This window comes from Ruegeria sp. BB9 (assembly GCF_056539345.1).
Map to the genome: position 1 here is coordinate 678,665 of NZ_JBQFUU010000002.1, position 16,880 is coordinate 695,544.

Genomic DNA, 16,880 nt, shown 5'->3' on the forward strand with positions numbered 1-16,880 from the left:
TTACAACTCAATCCCTGAAATGCCCAGGAACGCCAGCGACATGATCCCAACGGTGATGAAGGTCAGCCCCAATCCTTCAAGACCTTCGGGCGCTTCGCTATAGCGCATCTTCTCGCGCAGCCCGGCAAGCGCGACGATCGCGATCGCCCAGCCTGTTCCGACGCCGAACCCGTAGACCGTGCTTTCGACGAACGTGTAGTCGCGCTGCACCATGAACAGCGATGCCCCCAGGATCGCGCAGTTGACCGTCAGCAGTGGCAGGAAAATCCCCAGTGACGCATAAAGGGGCGGCGCGAACTTCTTCAGGACCATCTCGAGGATCTGGACCATGGCCGCGATGACGCTTATGTAGCTGATCAGTCCCAGATAGCTCATGTCCAGCTCGGGCAGCCCTGCCCAAGACAGCGCACCGGGTTTCAGGAACAGGCTGTAGATGAGGTTGTTGAGGGGGACGCTGATCGTCTCGACCACGACAACGGCGATCCCGAGACCGATGGTCGTGCGCACTTCCTTGGATACCGCCAGAAAAGTGCACATGCCTAAGAAGAACGAAAGCGCAAGGTTCTCGATCAGAACCGCACGAAGAAAGATGTCGAAGAGGTTGGTCATGATACGTGCCTCCTCGCGTGTTCGGGAAGCTGCTCGGGCCGGACCTTGGTTTCGTCGAACTCCGGGGCTTCCCTTTGCTCGCGTTTCCACGTCCGCAATCCCCAGATCAGGAAGCCGATGATGAAGAAGGCGCTTGGCGGCAACAGCATGAGCTGGTTGGGGACGAAAAGGCCGCCATCTGCAGCCACCGGCCAGATCGTGACCCCAAGCAGTGTGCCGGCACCGAACAGCTCGCGGATGGTGCCCACGACGACCAGCACGGCGGTGTAGCCCAATCCGTTGCCGATGCCGTCAAGCACGCTCATGCCGACAGAGTTCTTGGCGGCAAAGGCTTCGGCGCGGCCAAGGACAATGCAGTTGGTGACGATGAGGCCGATGAAGACCGAAAGCGTTCGGGCCGCATCCGGCGCGTAGGCCTTCAATACCTGATCCACCACGACGACCCCGGTGGCGATGACGGTCATCTGAATGATGATCCTCAGGTTGCTTGGGATGAAGTGGCGCAGCGCCGAGATCACACCGTTCGAGAAGGTGCAAACCGCCGTCAGCGACACCCCCATGATCAGAGACGTGTAGAGCGAGTTGGTGATCGCAAGGGCCGAGCAGACACCGAGAACCTGAAGCAGAACCGGATTGTTTTCAAAGACCGGGTCCAAGAGTGTCGACCGAACCGTCATTCTCTGATCTCCCACATCGAACGCTTCATCGTTTTGGCGCGCCCACGCCGATTTGTTTCAGAAATGGCCCGTACCCGTGCGGGCCAAACCAGTAATCGGCCAAATTCGTCACGCCGGTCCCGGTTATCGTGGCACCGGTCAAGCCGTCGACTTCGTAGGCTGCTGCCGCAGAAGACGGGCTGACGACGCCACCGGCCACACGGAACCGTACCTCGCCGTTCGGGCCGTACATCTTCCGGCCCTGCCATTGGTCCTGCCAGTCCGGGTCCTCGATCTGGTCACCCAGCCCGGCGGTCTCCGCCTGTTCGTAGAAGCTGACTGCTGCAATGGTGTTCAGGTCATCTTCCAAGGCGATGAAGCCATAAATGGTGGACCACATCCCCTGACCGCTGATCGGGAAGATGATCCGGCTCAGGGTTTGATCCTGCCAGACGAGATAGACCACCTCGTGGTTGGGGCGGCGTCCCAACCGTGCGGTGTCTGCTTCGGCCGGAATGGCAGTGCTGCGGTCGGGATCGTTCACGGCGGACCGCGCATCGATGTCACCGGGCTCCAAATCCGAAGCGAACTCGCCCGTATCCAAGTCCACCACCCGCGCGTCAAGTTGTGCAACCACCTCGAGGATCGTGTCGTCATCTGCGCCGGGCGCCACGAGCCCGGTCAGCGACACAACGTTCCTGTACCTCTGCACGGCCTCGTTGCGTTCCTGAATGGGGCGCAACGTGATCGTCGAAACGCTGACGAGGATCGAACAGACCAGCGCGACGCCGACCAGGACCAAAAGGGATCGCAACGCATCGCGGTTCATGGTTCCCGCTCCAGCCGGGCCTGGCGCCGCTTGATGTTGCGCTCGACAACAAAGTGATCACACAGAGGGGCGAAAGTGCTCGCAAGCAGGATGGCGAAAATGACCCCCTCGAAGTAGGCGGGGTTGGTCAGGCGGACAATGATGGTCACGACGCCCATCAGGAAACCAAAGGCCCACCGCCCCGGACGTGTCGTGGCCGCGGCGGTTGGGTCCGTGGCAAGGAACACCGTACCAAAAGCCCAACCGCCCAGAACCACGTGCCAATACCACGGCGTCTGCAATGCGGCCTGATCTGCGGGCGCGATCAAGGCGATAAGGACAACCGAAATGATCAGCCCGGCCAGCGATCCGGCCATGATCCGCCACGAGGCCGAGCCGGTTGCAAGGAGGTACACGGCACCAAGCAGGCACCCCAGAACGGAGGTAACGCCGAACGGTCCGGGCTGGTTGCCCACGAACAACAGCCACCAGCTGTAGTCGACCGCGGTCAGGGCAGGCACGCCGCCTTCGAGGATGGCCAGTTCGAGGGTCGTCGGTTCCTGGTAGCCCGGAAGCGGAATCCAGACATCTGGCCCGTGCAGGACGCTGGAGTAGGAAAAAAACAGGATGCAAACCCCAAGGATCACCGGGCTGACAAGATACCGCCCGGTTCCGCCGAAAACCGCCTTCCCGACGATCATTGCGGCGGTCATCCCGTAGACGACCTGAAAGAATGTGACCGTTGGAGGCAAAATCAGGGCAAATATCCAGGCGATGCAGAGGACGCCTTCGTCCAGCGGGCGCCCGCGGCGGGCTGCGAACACGATCTCCCAGAACGCGCCGACGATCAGGGCGGTCAGGAATACAGGAAGGAAATAGAGGAACCCGTGAAGCCAGTTCGACACCAGGCTCTCGGGGTCGATCGACAGGCCGATCCCTTCGATCAGTGCTGCCCGCCACCCCGGCAAGTTGTCGATGCCGGCTATGTGCATTCCCACGGCGATTTGTTCACCGAGATTCCACATTCCGATCAGCCAGCAGGGCAGCGTGGCTATTATGAAGCGGTTTAGCAGTCGGTCGATACTGTTGGCATCCCGCACATGCGGTGCCGAAACCGTAGGGATCGTCCAACGCCACACCAACCGAAGGCGCAGCTCGTCGATCAGGTCGACCGTTTCCCGACTTGACCCGGCCCGTGCGTTGCCGCCTGTGTTTGATTTCGGTTCCGCCATCCCGATCAACCGTCCCTTTCGATCGCTTCGAGGTTGTGGCGCAGCACCGCGGCATAGTCGTTCTTGCCCGGGCAGATGAAGGAGCACAGAGCCAGGTCTTCTTCGTCCATCTCCAAGGCGCCCAAAGACTGCGCCTGGTCAGTATCCCGGATGAGCAGGGCCTTCAGAAGCGGCGCGACCAGCACATCCATGGGGATCACTCTTTCAAACGCGTCGATGGGCACCATGGCTGTTGCGCGGCCATTCTGGTCGGTGGTGAACCGAGGGGTGGAAAGGAACCCGGACAGGAAATTCCCGAACGAGAACCGGTTCTTGCTCGGTTCCGCCCACGGCCGCCAGCGACTGGGGCGCATCTGCGGAACAGCCGAAACCTGCAGGTGGTATCTTCCAAGGTAGGCTTCGGCGCCGCGTGCGTGGCGGCCGCTCAGAACGCAACCGGAAACGAGCCGGGCCGCATCGTTGCCCGGGTCTTCGGGGGCCAACTCTGCTGCCGTCAGCTCGATGACGTCCGCGCCAAGCCGGGTGCGCACCAAACGGGGCCTGCTGAAGCCGGTTCCGCCAAGCGCGACCACGCGTTCGGTCCAGATCACGCCCTCGCCAATCAGCTTTCCGATCGCGATGACATCCTGGTATCCGATGTGCCAGACCTCGGGTTCGGGGCCGACCGGGTCCAGACTGTGAATGTGGGTTCCCGGCAGTCCGGAAGGGTGCGGCCCGTCGAACACGACATGCCGAACTGACGCCGCGGTCCCGGTCGGACCGGACCATCCGGGACCGGTGCAAAGATAGACGTTTCCCGAGGCGAGTTTGGCAAGCTGGTCGAGCCCCAACGCGAAAGCACCAGCGTGTTCGGCAACCACGACCTGTGGGTCTGCGGACAGCGGGCGCGTATCGCAGGCGGTCACGAAGATCGACCGGGGCACCGCGTCGGACGCGGGAATGCGGCTGAACGGGCGGGTGCGGAACGCAACCCAAAGACCTGTCTTCAGCAACCGCGCCCGCAGCGTGTCGGGCGATGCATCGCTTCCGGTTTCATTGCGGGTGTCGGCGCCCGGGTCGCCGGCCCCGTCGACCGCGATGACGAAGGATTTGAGGGCGCGCCTTTCACCACGGTGGATGTTGGTAACGACACCGCTCGCCGGTGCGGTGAACTGGATCGACGGGTCTCTCTTCTGCTGGAAAAGCGGTTGGCCCAACACGACCCGATCTCCTTCCGAGACCAGCTTTTTCGGCTCCAAACCGTTGTAATCCGCCCCGAGAATGGCAACCGAGTGAACTTCTGGCCCATCTTCGATCAACTGCAGAGGCGCCCCGCCGATCGGCAAATCCAGGCCCTTCGTGCTTTTCACGTGATGTGGCAGCATTCTTCTCCCCGCGCCCGATACTCAAGCCGGGCTGCAAAACTGACAATGCAGCGGGTAGTCACGCCGCGATACATCAAGGCTGTTCTTCAGTTCAATTAACTGGCTCCGGTCTTCTGCCGGAGTTCCTGAAAAGCGTATTTTTGGTGACGATACCGGTCAATGTGCGGGCGAGCCGATTTGGCTCGGGTGTTTGTCCAGCAGGAAAGAACGTTAAGGATGGGGTCCGAAAACGACGACTAGCAGGTTGGCCGGCTATGGCCGCCGTCCCTGAATCGGGCTCTTGCTCACTCAACATGACAAGTCCAGGCCGCCCGTTTCCTAGATGGTGCGAGAGTGCCCACAGGTCGCCGAGCGGATCTCGTCGCAGGGGGCAGGCATCGGTCCCGGAGGATGCAGTACATGATCTACCAGTTGATACTTGGTTCCTTCATCACCCTTGCATCGCTGATCTGTGGTGTCCTGGTTTGGTGGGCGATGGACAGGCTGATAGCGGCGATGGAGCCATGGCTGAGGCGCCCGACCTTTCCTGCCAAGCCATTGCTTGCCATCATGTTGATCATTCTTTCGGCCATGACGATGGTCACGTTGGGCGTATGGCTCTGGGCCTTCGTATTCACTTGGGCGGACGTGTTTGGAACGCTTGAAGAGGCCTTTTACTATTCGTTGATTGCATACACGACGCTTGGACTGGGCGATGTGCTTGTCCCGACTGAATACCGACTGTTAGGCGGGATGACGGGTGCAAACGGCTTCCTGATGTTCGGGCTGATGACCGCGGCTTTGACCGACTCCTTGCGATACGTTAGGGACCTCGAACTCTGACGGCCGTTTCGCCGCATTGCCGGTCCGGGAACCGCCAATGAGCCATTTTGGCTCGCCTCCGAGTTGACCGGTGTTCTCGCTGAAAAATACGTTTCACGCACTGGATCATCGCCAGCCCGACCGCAGACAAGGAAATCGGCATGCCAAAGCTACCGGCTTCTTGCGACTTGGCGGATGGTTCGCACGAGTTCGCAGTAAGCGGGTGGGCGCAATTCGATCGGCCTCCGAGGGCCCGGAACTGCCGCGCTGATCGGTGCCAGAAGAACGAAACCGACAGTGTCCGGGCAAGATGGCGCCAATGTCGAAGAATGAAGGGATCTGCATGCAACAGGCGAGCTTTTCGGCGTGGCGCGGGTTCATGGCTCAGATCATGGTCTTTGCGGCGATCTGGTCGGTGCTAGCAGGTGGGGATCTGGCTTCATGTCTGATAGGTGCCCCGCTTGTCCTGTTCGTTGTGGTCGCGAACCATCGGCTTGGACGGCTGAATGGCCGTTGCGCGCGCTTATCCGGGGTCCTTCGGTTCCTTCCCTATTTTCTGATCGGGTCTTTTCGCGGCGGTCTTGCAACCGCTACGCTGGTGCTGTTTCGAGGACGGGAAGTCCAACCCGCGATGGTCGAGTATCAGACCACCTTGCCCCCCGGGAGGGCGACGGCATTGTTCGTCGGGACGATAGGGTTGCTTCCGGGGACACTGACGGCGGATCTGAACGGACGTCTTTTGCATATCCATGTGCTGGACGGCAGCATGCCGGTCACTTCGGAGCTTCGAGAACTGGAAAGGCGGATAGCCGCCATTTTTCTGCAGGAGACGGGGTGAGGAAATGGGTTCGTTGTTGCTGCTGATTGCCCTGTTGCTTTTGCTGTTCCTGCTTGCTGGAATGTATCGGGTGTTTCGCGGTCCGAGCGATGCAGACCGGATGATGGCGGCGCAGCTGTTCGGCACGACAGCGGTTGCGGTATTGCTGGTGACCAGTTTCGCGACCGGGTTGCCCGCCTTGATAGACGCCGCGCTGGTCATGGCTCTGCTTGCTGCGATCACCACCATCGCCTTCGTGCGCGGCGAGACAAGCGGCGGAGCGACCGATGACAACTAGTTCGATGCTGGCGCTGCCCCTGCTTCTGATCGGGGTCTGTTTCTTTTTCGCCGGAACGGTGGGGATGCTTCGATTGCCGGACATCTTCACGCGGCTGCACGCGCTGACCAAAGCGGACAACGTCGGATTGGGGTTCATCGTCGCGGGGCTGGCGGTGATGTCCGGGCAGTTTCTGATTGCTCTGAAACTGGTGCTGATATGGGGCCTGGTGCTGGTGAGCGCAGCAACGACCGCCCATCTGATTGCCCAGTCAGCGGTTCGCAAGGGGGCGAAACCATGGAAGCGTTGAACTTGAGTTTCGACCTCGTTCTGGCGATGGCGTTGATCTGGTTGGCATGGAGAACACTTGCCAGCCACGAGATGTTCACCGCTATCGTGCTGTTCATCGCCTTCGGTCTGCTTGTTGCACTTGCATGGGTGCGGCTCGACGCACCGGACGTTGCCTTGGCAGAGGCATCCATCAGTGCCGGTTTGACGGGCGTTCTTCTGCTTGCAGCCTGGCGGCGCCTGCGCAGTCCGCCGCAGCAGGATGGGGGGCAGAACAATGAATGACGACACATCCCCCGTGGTGCGCCTGTTGATCGGCGCGTTGGCGGCCGCGATCTCTTGGGGACTGGCGATTTCGCTGATGCGTCTCCCCGTGGGGAACAGCGAGCTTGCGGACCGTGTGATGGAAGGATTGCCCGACAGCGGTGCCAGCCATCCGGTAACGGCGGTGCTGCTGAACTTCCGGAGCTACGATACCTTCCTCGAAACCTGTGTCTTGTTTCTGGCCGTTGTCAGCATGTGGTCACTTGGTCCGGCGCGTGCAGATCCCGCGACGCTGGTTTCCACGGGCCCGGTCCTGGGCGAGGCCGGTAAGATCCTGCAGCCCATGTGCCTGTTGACGGCGGGCTACCTGCTCTGGGTCGGCGCGACAGCGCCCGGCGGGGCATTCCAAGCCGGGGCGATCCTTGCGGCAGGTGGCGTTCTGGCCCTGCTGATGGGGTGGCAGCCCGGTGCCCGGATGCGGCCCTGGCTCGAGGTAGGGTTGACGATGGGGGTCGGCGCGTTCCTTTGCTTGGCGACCATCAGCCTGTTGTCTTCGGGCACCCTTCTGTTTCTGAACCCGGAACTGGCGAAGGGTGTGATCCTTGCGATCGAACTGGCTGCAACCATCTCGATCGGGCTTTCGTTGGCCGCGATCTCGTTGGGTGGCTCGCCAATCTACAAATTGCGAGACAAGGGGCAATGATGCCGACCCTGGCACCTTACATCGTCGCCGGCGCTATGCTTGTGGGTCTGGGCCTCTTCGGTCTTTTCACAGATCGCAAACTGCTTCGGCAAATCATCGCCCTAAACATCATCAATGCCGGCGTGTTCCTGCTGCTGATCGCATCATCCGGCGAAAGCAGCGCCTCCGTCGCTGATCCGGTTCCCCGCGCGATGGTGCTTACAGGTGTTGTCGTCGCGGTCAGTGCAACGGCGCTGGCGCTTGCCTTGGCGACCCGCCTGCATCAGGTGACGGGTGAAACGCGCCTGTCGGTCGGCACGGACGACGAGGCCGGGACATAGCAATGCCGGGACCAACCGAACCTGCATGGATCGCTTGGGTGATGCTGCTTCCCTTTGCAGCGGCAACCGCCTCGTTTTTGACATGGCGCCTAGGGGCGAAAATCGGTCTCTCCGCGGCCTTCATCAATGCCATCGTCTCGGTGACGCTTGTCGTTCAGGTCCGGGGCGGAGGGACCGTCACGCATCACGTGGCCGGTTGGGGAACGCCACTAGGTATCGAACTGAGGGCAGATGGGCTTGCTTGCCTGATGCTCATCCTGACGGCAACTGTCGGGATGGCTGTCAGTGTGTATGCGTCCGGCTATTTCCCCGCCGAAAGCAGGCAGCAACGGTTTTTCTGGCCCCTTTGGCTGCTGCTTCTGGGAGGGCTGAACGCACTTTTCCTGTCTGCCGACGTGTTCAACTTGTACGTCACCCTAGAGATCGTCGGCCTTGCCGCCGTCGCGCTGGCGTCATTGCCGGGCACGGCGGCCGCGCTGAACGCGGCGATGCGCTATCTGCTGGTCAGCCTGCTGGGCTCGCTGTTCTACCTGCTTGGGGTGTCGCTTCTCTATGCCGAACACCAGCTGCTGGACCTGGTCGCGCTTGGCAGCGTGATGGAACCGGGCGCGATCACCTGGTTGGCCATAGCATTGATGACGGCGGGACTGCTCATGAAGGCGGCGGTCTTCCCGTTGCACTTCTGGCTTCCACCCGCGCACGCCAATGCACCCGCACCGGTCAGTGCCATTCTGTCAGCCTTGGTGGTCAAGGCTTCGTTCTACCTGCTGCTGCGATTGTGGTTTGAGCTCTTCGCGCCGGCGGTGACAGGCACTGCCTTGCATTGGATTGGTGCATTGGGGGCAGCCGCAATACTGTGGGGGTCATTGTTGGCCTGCTATCAGCGCAGGCTGAAGCTTCTTGTCGCCTATTCGACGGTTGCCCAACTCGGTTACCTTTTTGTCGCCTTTCCGCTTGTCACCGCGACAGAGGGCATTGGATACGGCGGCGCGGTTTACTTTGCGCTGTCGCACGGGTTCGCCAAGGCCGCGATGTTCTTCAGCGCCGGCACGATGTTGCATGCGGCAGGTCATGACCGGATCGACGACCTGAGTGAAATCGCACCGCACATGCCGGTATCGATGCTTGCCTTCGGGTTGTCCGGCCTCAGCTTGATGGGCCTGCCGCCCAGTGGCGGGTTCATTGCCAAGTGGATGCTTCTTGAAGCGACGCTGCAAAGCGGATTGTGGTGGTTGACTGCAACGATCCTGATCGGTGGTCTGCTTGCGGGCGTCTACGTCTATCGCGTCGTGTCATGTGCGTTTGCACCAGGGACCGCCCGCAGCTTTGCGCCGACACTGCGCCGGCTGGAGTGGTCTGCGCTGGTCCTTGCGGTGATCGCCTGCCTCCTGGGCCTTACACCCAACGCTCCGCTTGCCTTGGTGAGCGAAGGACCAGACCTGTCCGCACAGCTGTTCGGGGGGGCTGGGTCATGAGGTGGCGCAGGCAACCAGGGGGCAGCCGATGACCCAGCTTGCCCCCGTATCGGTCCATTCTGCAATTCTGCTTGCTGTGCCGTTGCTGCCGCTTTTGCTTGCCGCCGGGCTTGCGCTGCCGGCCTGTCGCGGGCTTTGCCTAAGACTGGCCGCCTGGGCCGCGCTTCCGGCGCTTGCCTCGGCATTCCTGGTGCCATTGGGCACTACCGTCAGCGTTCCCGTGCTGCTCGATGGCGCACGTTTTGGCATGGACCAGACCAGCCAAACCTTCCTTTTGTTCACCAGCTTGCTGTGGCTGTTGGCAGGCCTGTTCGGATCACGTTACCTGGCCGACGATCCCCGGCGCGGGCGGTTCACAGCTTTCTACCTGACAGCGATGTCTGGAAGCCTTGGCCTCAACATCTGCCTGGACCCAGCCAGCTTCTTTGTCCTGTTCGCGGTGATGGGGGTCAGCTCGTTCGGGCTTGTTGTCCACGATGGCAGCGCCGAGGCCCGGCGCGCCGCGCGGGTCTACATCGCGCTCGCCATTCTGGGCGAGACCCTTCTTTTCGTTGCGGTCATCAAGATCACGGGCGCCGGCTTCACGGAACTGCCTTACCGCGATCCGGCGGCTTCGAACCTTGTGATCGCACTTGTGCTGGTCAGTTTCGGGATAAAGGCGGGTGCCTTGCCCTTACATTTCTGGTTGCCGCTGGCACATCCCGCGGCGCCGATACCCGCCAGCGCCGTTCTCAGCGGCGCGATGATCAAGGCGGGATTGCTGGGGTGGTTGCGGTTCCTGCCGATCGGAGCGGTTGCCGCGCCGCACTGGGGGATTGCGGTTGTCATCGCCGGTTTGGCCGCGGCGTTCTACGGCGCCCTGGTCGGTTCGACCAAGGACAACCCCAAGGCCGTTCTGGCCTATTCGAGCATTTCGCAGATGGGGCTGATCACCATTCCTATCGGTATCGCGCTGGCCGTTCCGGACGCTGCGCCGATGGCGATCGTGGCGGCGCTTTTGTATGCCGTCCACCACGGTCTTGCCAAAGGGACCCTGTTTCTGGGCGTCGGCATGGCGCATCATGCCGGCAGATGGCGTGGCCCGGTTTTCCTGACCTTGCTGTTGCCCGCCGCGGCCTTGTCGGGGTTGCCCCTGACCAGTGGTGCCGTGGCAAAAACGGCCCTCAAAGGGGCAGCTGTAGTGTCCTCGTGGTACGTTTGGCTTGGTCCGCTCATGTCGCTTGCCGCAGTGGGCACAACGGTTCTGATGGCGCGCTATCTGGTCAATCTGCAAGTATCTTTGAAGAAAGACCATACCCCAAAGCCGGGGCTGTGGGTGCCTTGGGTAGCTCTACAATTGGCCGCGGGATCCCTGATCTGGCTGTTGCCACTGGCCGGTGAAGCCAGAGTCGAGACGCTGTCGCCTGGAAAGGTATGGCCGTCAGTCTGGCCGCCCATTCTGGGCGTGCTCTTGTCGGTGATACTCTGGAACCTTGTGTGGCGCCACGTTTCATCCCCGGAAGGAGGACAGCCGCGCGACATCCTGCGCGCGTTCGAAACCTTTCTGTGGTGCTCTGGCGCTGCGCTTGCCCGGGTGCTGCATCAAGGCGAACTGCGACTGCGGGACTGGCCCATTGCCGGGGTTGTGTTTCTTCTGACCATCGCCGTGCTTTTTCTGTCCTTGGCGTTCCGTTCGGACGTGCCCGCCGCTTTCTGAACGTCATTTGCAGATACCGCCGCGCAAGTCCGCCCGCCGCAGTTCTTGCACCGTTCCGGTGATGCGCAGGATCAGGGTAGAACCGAAAGGAACCCCTGGATGATGAAGGCATTGGCGACGTCCACAAAAAAGGCCGACACCAGCGGCAGCACGATGAAGGCCAGAGGCGAGGGGCCATACTTCTGCGTGACCGCCGTCATGTTCGCGATCGCCGTCGGCGTTGCGCCGAGGGCGAAGCCGGCAAACCCGGCCGAGATGACGCCGGCAAAGTAGTTCCGTCCCATCATTCGGTAGACAACGAAAACGATGAACAGGGCAGCGGCGGCAGTCTGCAGAAGCATCGTGAAGGCCAGAACACCGGCCGAGCCCGCCAGGGTCCAGAGTTGCATGCTCATCAGCGACATGGACAGGAAGACAGCCAGTGAAAAGTCCTGCAACAGCTGCAGCGACGCGGTTCCGGTAGGTGTCTTGATGCGCGGCAACAGTTTTGGAGCGAGATTGGCGATGACGATGCCGGAAAGAAGGCAGGGCACAAACAACGGCAGCTTCAAACCCGCCGCGTCCAGCGCTTCATCCGCGACAAAGCCGATCACAATGGAGATGTGCAACCAAAGGATGGCTCTCATCAGGCCGGGGTTCGTAGGGCCACCGAAGGAGGCAGTGCTGGCGTTTTCAGCCGCGCTTTCTTCTCCAGCTGCGGCGGCGCGCTCCTCGGTGCTCGGTTCCAGCTTGTCGCGGCTGATCAGGTAGTTGGCGATGGGGCCGCCGAGCAGGCTTGCCAGAATCAAACCGACCGTCGCGGCGGCGATGCCCAGTTCGGCGGCGCCCGCCACCGCGTATTGCTGCTCTACCACTGGGCCCCACGCGATCGCGGTGCCATGGCCGCCTATCAGTGATGTCGTTCCCATCATGACACCAGCCTGCGAGTGCAGGCCAAAGATCGACGCGCCCAAAACGCCGATGCCATTTTGAACGACCATGTAGCCAATCGTCAGAAGAAGCATGATGCCGAGCAGCGGGCCGCCCTTGACCAGATCCGAAAACTTCGCGTTCAGCCCGATGGTGGTAAAGAAGTAGACCAGCAAGGAGTCACGCGCATCCAGGTCGTAAATCACCTCGCGCCCGGTCGCAGTCACAACGACAAGCGTCAGAATCGCAGCAAGCAATCCGCCAGATACCGGTTCGGGGATAGAGTACTTTCGCAGGATCGGAAACCGGTCGGACAGCTGTGCTCCAAGAAAGTAGACGACTATGCCGAGCGTCATGGCAATGAAACTGTGTACCTCGATCGGTTCGACCATGAGCTGTGCCCCCGAGCACGAAATTGCTGAACGGATTAGTTGCCGCCACCGTAGGGCCGCGGGTTGGATCATTGCAACGGTATTGTTGGAAGGGCACATTCAGGTAGTGTCAGAGGAACTTATCTTGAGGCAGGGCAGGCCGCTGGCTAGCGTCCCTGCATGACCAGATCCCGTCCCTTCAAGTACTTCAAAACTAGCCCGGAGATCATCCGCTTGGCGGTGATGCTCTACGTCCGTTTTCCGCTCTCGCTCAGGAATGTCGAAGATCTCCTTCATGAAAGGGGTGTCGATGTGAGCCACGAAACGGTCCGATATTGGTGGCACAGGTTCGGTCCGATGTTCGCCTCGGAGATCCGAAAACGCCGGATCGGAGGGAAAAAATCCAGCCGGTGGCGCTGGCACCTCGACGAAATGTTCGTGAAGATCAACGGTGAGCGTCACTACCTCTGGCGGGCTGTTGATCACGAGGGCGAGGTGCTGGAAAGCTTCGTGACGAAGACACGAGACAAGAAGGCGGCGCTCAAATTTCTCAAGAAAGCAATGCGCAAGCACGGTCGTCCCGAGGCAATCGTGACGGACAAGCTCCGGTCCTATGGCGCCGCTCTGAAGGAACTCGGAGCAGGCGACCGGCAGGAGACAGGTCGCTGGCTCAACAACCGAGCGGAGAACTCACACCTGCCTTTCCGACGACGGGAGCGAGCGATGCTCAGGTTCCGGCGCATGCGAAGTCTACAGAAGTTCGCCTCCGTCCATGCCTCCGTCACAAACCATTTCAATCACGAGCGCAGCCTCTCCAGCAGACCCCAGTTCAAGTTGAACCGCGCCGCCGCTCTCGCCGAATGGCGCGGACTCTGCGCTGGATAAGAGGCAGTGACCCTGTCCTGGCAGAGACTGGTTCGAATTGGTCTGACAGCACCAACAGGTGTCCAAAGCCCTGGCACCGACCCAAGAGAAGCGGACGAAGCCACTTTAAACCGATGCCGCAGTGACAGCTTCTATACCGATTTCGGACGAGAGAACGGCCTCGACATCCCTTGAATTGATGTTGTTCTAACGTTCGAAACGCCACGAAAAGCTGGTCCGATAGAGCGGCAGATGCGTCCTTCGCTCTCGGGGTTAAATCATTCGTCGGATCAAGTCGGCGCATTCATTTATTGTTGGTGGATCCATGTTCAAGCCTCAACGATCCGTCCTGCTTTTCGTAGATAACTCAATTTCTGATAAGGTTTTGGGGGCATGTGGGCTTTGTAAGGGTGGAGAGTTGCTTAAATTTGACGCTGAAACAACGAAATTACTTGAAATCGCCTATCAAGGCGCAGAACTGACGCGGCGAAGACAGGCTTCATTTGATGCGCTGTGCCCGGCTCCTGGTTAAACTATTTTGGACATCGGTTGTGGCAACGGGATGTTAACAGTTGAGTTGGCCCGGGCAGTTGGCTCGGATGGCTATGTCATCGGGATCGACCCAAGCGCTGACATGACGGCAGCTGCTAGAGAACGGTGCAGCGACTACGCAAACGTGGAGTTTCGTGCTGGTGCCGCAAATAGCTTGCCCATTGAGGATGAGAGTGCTGACAAGGCCGTCTCGGTACAGGTCTTTGAGTACATCGAAGACGTAGACGGTGCGTTGGCTGACACGCTGCGGTGCGTCAAACCCGGCGGGCGCCTCGTCATCAGCGATCTACACTTTGGCAGCTTGATCTGGTTCAGCGATGAGCCCGACAGAATGCAAAAGATGCTGACATCCTGGAACCAGCACTTTGTGAGTGGTTCCGTCCCGGAAAGACTGCCCGCGCTGATAAAGGCTCGCGGCGACCGTGTGGAAGATGTCTTGTCGTTCACAATGACGGATCACCAGTTGAAGCCTGATGGCCTCGCAATCATGATGATGCACCTCATGAAGCAATACACTGTCGCAAATGACCATGTTGATCCCGCAGTTGCGCAATCGTGGTTTGATGAGCAGCTCAGCCTTGCAAGGACTGGACGCTTCTTCTTTTCGATGACCCAATTTGTTGTCGTGGTGCGCAAAAAGGGGTGATTGAGCTAAGTAAATCGGCCTGGGTTCTTTCGCGGGCTTCATGAAAGTCTCGTATTGGTACTTACTCAATGGCTACAACACAGGTGCGTGGCTGCCACTTCCAGCTTGCAGCTGCATTTGGCGTGATCTAATCGCCTTATTCGGCCGATTGTCACCAAGTGTCGTCAGAACCTTCCTGGATAAAGACTCACCATGTTCTGCACGTCAAGCTCACTCAAAAACGCGTCGGGATTACTCCAGATCACGTCATTAATATAGTCGCGTTCAGCGTGAAAATCGTCAGCTGTAGGCCGCGGCTTCCGGGCTTCGGGGCAGGCTCTCTTGGTCCAACCGATCAGTCCACCAAATACGGTCCAGATGCTGGGTGACATTGTATGGGAAGCCATCTCATGGTCCTTTCCGAGTTACTTGCGCTGTCGCAACAAAGGTAACTGTTCACCTGTTTTTCTGGTATCCGGCACAAAATTGTGCTGTTCTACAAAAATGAAGAATGGGTTCCGAAATTGGTCGGATATTCGTGTGTTCCTCTCTGTCTTGAGAGAAGGATCGACGCTTGCGGCCTCTAGAAAGCTAACGGTCTCCCAACCAACGGTCGCCCGACGCATTGATGTTCTCGAAAGAGAAACAGGGTTGACGCTGTTTGAGCGCGGTACGCACGGGTTTAAGCCGACCCGAGAAGCGCTTCGCCTCGCTCCCCTAGCCGAGGCAATCGAGGCTTCAGTCCTCGAATTTGCCGATTGCGCGAAGGAATTGACGTCGACACAACCCATCCGTATCACCGCTTATTCGGCAAACTTCTCCGCACGCATGATTGAAATCGTAAACGAGTTTTCCGCCGACAATCAGGATGTCGCATTCGAGTTTTTATCCAGCGTTCGGGCGCTGGACCTGATGGCGGGCGAGGCCGACATTGCTTTGCGCCTTGCAAGAACCGATCCCGATCCTGACCTGATTTGCCGGAAGATCAGCACGGCCCGCTGGTCTTTGTTCGGCAGCAGAAATTACGCGGACAAATTTGGCTTACCGGGGTCAACGAATGATCTGGCCGGGCATCAGTTTGTTACCTTTCAGCGGGACGATGTACCAAATGTATTCCACGAATGGTTGACCAATCACGTGGAGCCGGACCAGATCGTTATGTCTTTCACTGAACTCGAGCTAATGCATGCGGCGATCAGGTCAGGGCAAGGCCTTGGAATCAGCAACGTCAAGCTGGTGGAAACAGATATGTCTTTTATCCGATGTTTCGACGAAATCCCCGAACTTGCGGTGCCGCACCTAATGCTCATTTCGCCGGAAGCCTATCGTCGGCCAGAGGTTAGAGCCTTCGTTAAGTTCTTCGCACCTCGCTATGCGGCAATCTACAAGTAGTTATTTAGGCAAAAAGGATTGAGAACACGCGAACAAGCTAGTTTGCATGTACGCCACGACCGCAATTGCGAATAGAAGCCTTATGTAGCGGGCCCAAGGATACTCTTGAAGATGACAATGGGAGTTCAAATTGATCGGCGCGCCCAAGTCGCTGCAAACTGCCTTAACTCCGATATGCCATCACGTGGTGCATGATCAGATTAAGAACTTCAACATCGTTCTGGTTAAATGTCTGGTATCGGAATTTGACCGTTCCCCGGTCGGGCTTCGAACGTGATGGTGTAATTGCCTCAACCGTGACGCGCACGCTGATCGTGTCACCGGAATACACAGGAGCCAGCCACCGCACCTCGTCCATACCATGTCCACCCAGATTGGTGCCGGTAAGTACACCAGTGTCGCGGAACAACCTGAAAGTAAGGGCTATTGTCTGAAATCCACTGGCGATGAGACCGCCGAAAATCGACTCTGCGGCAGCCACTTTGTTAACGTGGAAGGGCTGCGGGTCATGAACCAGTGCGAAGTCAATAATCGCTCCCTCGGTCAGCGTAACGCCTCCGGTTTCGAAGGTTTCGCCAACCGACAAATCGTCGATGTATTTTCCGCTAGGCATGGCAAAAGTATAGTTTGATGCAGACTCAACCGTCAACGCGGAGCCAGGCTCGGCCGCCACTAATGCCGCATTGTCTTTCGACCATGGCAAAGATCGTAATGGAGAACTAAGTCAGTGGTCGTTGACCTATGCCGCGGCGACGGTCTTGTCAGAAGAACTTGTCTTGAGGCAGGCAGGACGGTTGCGTAGCTTTTGCCCATGACCAAACCTGCCTCTTTCAAGTACTTCAAAACCAGTCCCGAGG

General features: G+C 59.4%; 19 protein-coding genes. 12 read left to right on the plus strand and 7 right to left on the minus strand.

All coding sequences use genetic code 11. From position 1 onward, the window contains the following. The 5 genes from nqrE to ACR0FC_RS10780 are packed head-to-tail and all read right to left on the minus strand — an operon-like array spanning position 1 to position 4,669. The gene (nqrE, locus tag ACR0FC_RS10760; RefSeq protein WP_170340489.1) at positions 1 to 609 is read right to left on the minus strand and encodes an NADH:ubiquinone reductase (Na(+)-transporting) subunit E; all 609 of its coding nucleotides are present in this window, start codon (positions 607 to 609) and stop codon (positions 1 to 3) included. Beyond that, positions 606 to 1,286 carry an NADH:ubiquinone reductase (Na(+)-transporting) subunit D gene (locus ACR0FC_RS10765; RefSeq protein WP_170340491.1) on the minus strand — a complete coding sequence of 227 codons (681 nt, stop codon included), beginning with the start codon at positions 1,284 to 1,286 and terminating at the stop codon, positions 606 to 608. The genes nqrE and ACR0FC_RS10765 overlap by 4 nt, the downstream gene beginning before the upstream one ends. Before the next feature lie 25 nt (positions 1,287 to 1,311). Next, positions 1,312 to 2,094 carry a Na(+)-translocating NADH-quinone reductase subunit C gene (locus tag ACR0FC_RS10770; protein ID WP_170340493.1) on the minus strand — a complete coding sequence of 261 codons (783 nt, stop codon included), beginning with the start codon at positions 2,092 to 2,094 and terminating at the stop codon, positions 1,312 to 1,314. After that, positions 2,091 to 3,305 carry an RnfABCDGE type electron transport complex subunit D gene (locus ACR0FC_RS10775; RefSeq protein ID WP_170340495.1) on the minus strand — a complete coding sequence of 405 codons (1,215 nt, stop codon included), beginning with the start codon at positions 3,303 to 3,305 and terminating at the stop codon, positions 2,091 to 2,093. The genes ACR0FC_RS10770 and ACR0FC_RS10775 overlap by 4 nt, the downstream gene beginning before the upstream one ends. A 5-nt stretch (positions 3,306 to 3,310) precedes the next feature. Next, complete coding sequence (locus tag ACR0FC_RS10780; protein ID WP_170340497.1) at positions 3,311 to 4,669, minus strand: Na(+)-translocating NADH-quinone reductase subunit A; 1,359 nt, start codon at positions 4,667 to 4,669, stop codon at positions 3,311 to 3,313. A 399-nt stretch (positions 4,670 to 5,068) separates the two neighbouring features. On the opposite strand from ACR0FC_RS10780, the gene ACR0FC_RS10785 reads away from it, so the two are divergent. The 9 genes from ACR0FC_RS10785 to ACR0FC_RS10825 all read left to right on the plus strand — a co-directional run bounded on the left by ACR0FC_RS10785 (position 5,069) and on the right by ACR0FC_RS10825 (position 11,310). Next, positions 5,069 to 5,491, plus strand: a complete 423-nt coding sequence (locus tag ACR0FC_RS10785) for an ion channel (protein WP_170340499.1) — start codon at positions 5,069 to 5,071, stop codon at positions 5,489 to 5,491. A gap of 358 nt (positions 5,492 to 5,849) precedes the next feature. Continuing rightward, on the plus strand, positions 5,850 to 6,308 hold the full coding sequence (locus tag ACR0FC_RS10790; RefSeq protein ID WP_170340501.1) for a Na+/H+ antiporter subunit E: 459 nt from the start codon (positions 5,850 to 5,852) through the stop codon (positions 6,306 to 6,308). A gap of 4 nt (positions 6,309 to 6,312) precedes the next feature. After that, positions 6,313 to 6,585, plus strand: coding sequence for an MrpF/PhaF family protein (locus ACR0FC_RS10795; RefSeq protein ID WP_170340502.1), 273 nt, complete (start codon positions 6,313 to 6,315; stop codon positions 6,583 to 6,585). Beyond that, entirely contained in the window at positions 6,575 to 6,874 is a 300-nt protein-coding gene (gene mnhG, locus ACR0FC_RS10800; RefSeq protein ID WP_170340504.1) for a monovalent cation/H(+) antiporter subunit G, read from the plus strand. The genes ACR0FC_RS10795 and mnhG overlap by 11 nt, the downstream gene beginning before the upstream one ends. Beyond that, positions 6,862 to 7,137, plus strand: coding sequence for a Na(+)/H(+) antiporter subunit B (locus ACR0FC_RS10805; RefSeq protein WP_170340506.1), 276 nt, complete (start codon positions 6,862 to 6,864; stop codon positions 7,135 to 7,137). Before mnhG ends, ACR0FC_RS10805 begins: the two co-directional genes overlap by 13 nt. Next, positions 7,130 to 7,819: an MnhB domain-containing protein gene (locus tag ACR0FC_RS10810; RefSeq protein ID WP_170340508.1), complete on the plus strand. Its 690-nt coding sequence runs from the start codon at positions 7,130 to 7,132 to the stop codon at positions 7,817 to 7,819. The genes ACR0FC_RS10805 and ACR0FC_RS10810 overlap by 8 nt, the downstream gene beginning before the upstream one ends. Further along, positions 7,816 to 8,139, plus strand: coding sequence for an NADH-quinone oxidoreductase subunit K (locus tag ACR0FC_RS10815; protein ID WP_170340509.1), 324 nt, complete (start codon positions 7,816 to 7,818; stop codon positions 8,137 to 8,139). Before ACR0FC_RS10810 ends, ACR0FC_RS10815 begins: the two co-directional genes overlap by 4 nt. Positions 8,140 to 8,141: 2 nt before the next feature. Further along, positions 8,142 to 9,614 (plus strand): complex I subunit 5 family protein, encoded by a 1,473-nt coding sequence (locus tag ACR0FC_RS10820; protein WP_170340511.1) that lies wholly within the window; start codon positions 8,142 to 8,144, stop codon positions 9,612 to 9,614. Between the two features lie 28 nt (positions 9,615 to 9,642). Next, positions 9,643 to 11,310 carry a complex I subunit 5 family protein gene (locus tag ACR0FC_RS10825; RefSeq protein WP_170340513.1) on the plus strand — a complete coding sequence of 556 codons (1,668 nt, stop codon included), beginning with the start codon at positions 9,643 to 9,645 and terminating at the stop codon, positions 11,308 to 11,310. A gap of 71 nt (positions 11,311 to 11,381) precedes the next feature. Here the strand turns inward: ACR0FC_RS10825 and gltS are convergent, their stop codons facing one another. Then, positions 11,382 to 12,611 carry a sodium/glutamate symporter gene (gene gltS / locus ACR0FC_RS10830; RefSeq protein WP_170340515.1) on the minus strand — a complete coding sequence of 410 codons (1,230 nt, stop codon included), beginning with the start codon at positions 12,609 to 12,611 and terminating at the stop codon, positions 11,382 to 11,384. A gap of 159 nt (positions 12,612 to 12,770) precedes the next feature. Here gltS and ACR0FC_RS10835 point away from each other — a divergent pair, with 159 nt between their 5' ends. The 3 genes from ACR0FC_RS10835 (at position 12,771) to ACR0FC_RS10845 (ending at position 16,023) form a co-directional block, all read left to right on the plus strand. Beyond that, positions 12,771 to 13,475 carry an IS6 family transposase gene (locus ACR0FC_RS10835; protein ID WP_170340517.1) on the plus strand — a complete coding sequence of 235 codons (705 nt, stop codon included), beginning with the start codon at positions 12,771 to 12,773 and terminating at the stop codon, positions 13,473 to 13,475. A 517-nt stretch (positions 13,476 to 13,992) separates the two neighbouring features. Continuing rightward, positions 13,993 to 14,652, plus strand: coding sequence for a methyltransferase domain-containing protein (locus ACR0FC_RS10840; protein ID WP_302476845.1), 660 nt, complete (start codon positions 13,993 to 13,995; stop codon positions 14,650 to 14,652). Between the two features lie 483 nt (positions 14,653 to 15,135). After that, positions 15,136 to 16,023, plus strand: coding sequence for a LysR family transcriptional regulator (locus ACR0FC_RS10845; protein ID WP_170352227.1), 888 nt, complete (start codon positions 15,136 to 15,138; stop codon positions 16,021 to 16,023). A gap of 163 nt (positions 16,024 to 16,186) precedes the next feature. On the opposite strand, the gene ACR0FC_RS10850 is transcribed toward ACR0FC_RS10845, so the two are convergent. Then, positions 16,187 to 16,696, minus strand: a complete 510-nt coding sequence (locus ACR0FC_RS10850) for a MaoC family dehydratase (RefSeq protein WP_217354834.1) — start codon at positions 16,694 to 16,696, stop codon at positions 16,187 to 16,189. Positions 16,697 to 16,880 lie beyond the last annotated feature (184 nt).

Coding starts and splice junctions, on each gene's coding strand:
- ACR0FC_RS10845 (WP_170352227.1), top strand. CDS start 15,136: ATGAAGAATGGGTTCCGAAATTGGTCGGATATTCGTGTGTTCCTCTCT.
- ACR0FC_RS10825 (WP_170340513.1), top strand. CDS start 9,643: ATGACCCAGCTTGCCCCCGTATCGGTCCATTCTGCAATTCTGCTTGCT.
- ACR0FC_RS10780 (WP_170340497.1), bottom strand. CDS start 4,669: ATGCTGCCACATCACGTGAAAAGCACGAAGGGCCTGGATTTGCCGATC.
- ACR0FC_RS10790 (WP_170340501.1), top strand. CDS start 5,850: ATGGCTCAGATCATGGTCTTTGCGGCGATCTGGTCGGTGCTAGCAGGT.
- ACR0FC_RS10770 (WP_170340493.1), bottom strand. CDS start 2,094: ATGAACCGCGATGCGTTGCGATCCCTTTTGGTCCTGGTCGGCGTCGCG.
- ACR0FC_RS10835 (WP_170340517.1), top strand. CDS start 12,771: ATGACCAGATCCCGTCCCTTCAAGTACTTCAAAACTAGCCCGGAGATC.
- ACR0FC_RS10810 (WP_170340508.1), top strand. CDS start 7,130: ATGAATGACGACACATCCCCCGTGGTGCGCCTGTTGATCGGCGCGTTG.
- ACR0FC_RS10775 (WP_170340495.1), bottom strand. CDS start 3,305: ATGGCGGAACCGAAATCAAACACAGGCGGCAACGCACGGGCCGGGTCA.
- ACR0FC_RS10785 (WP_170340499.1), top strand. CDS start 5,069: ATGATCTACCAGTTGATACTTGGTTCCTTCATCACCCTTGCATCGCTG.
- ACR0FC_RS10805 (WP_170340506.1), top strand. CDS start 6,862: ATGGAAGCGTTGAACTTGAGTTTCGACCTCGTTCTGGCGATGGCGTTG.
- ACR0FC_RS10820 (WP_170340511.1), top strand. CDS start 8,142: ATGCCGGGACCAACCGAACCTGCATGGATCGCTTGGGTGATGCTGCTT.
- ACR0FC_RS10795 (WP_170340502.1), top strand. CDS start 6,313: ATGGGTTCGTTGTTGCTGCTGATTGCCCTGTTGCTTTTGCTGTTCCTG.
- ACR0FC_RS10815 (WP_170340509.1), top strand. CDS start 7,816: ATGATGCCGACCCTGGCACCTTACATCGTCGCCGGCGCTATGCTTGTG.
- nqrE (WP_170340489.1), bottom strand. CDS start 609: ATGACCAACCTCTTCGACATCTTTCTTCGTGCGGTTCTGATCGAGAAC.
- gltS (WP_170340515.1), bottom strand. CDS start 12,611: ATGGTCGAACCGATCGAGGTACACAGTTTCATTGCCATGACGCTCGGC.
- mnhG (WP_170340504.1), top strand. CDS start 6,575: ATGACAACTAGTTCGATGCTGGCGCTGCCCCTGCTTCTGATCGGGGTC.
- ACR0FC_RS10765 (WP_170340491.1), bottom strand. CDS start 1,286: ATGACGGTTCGGTCGACACTCTTGGACCCGGTCTTTGAAAACAATCCG.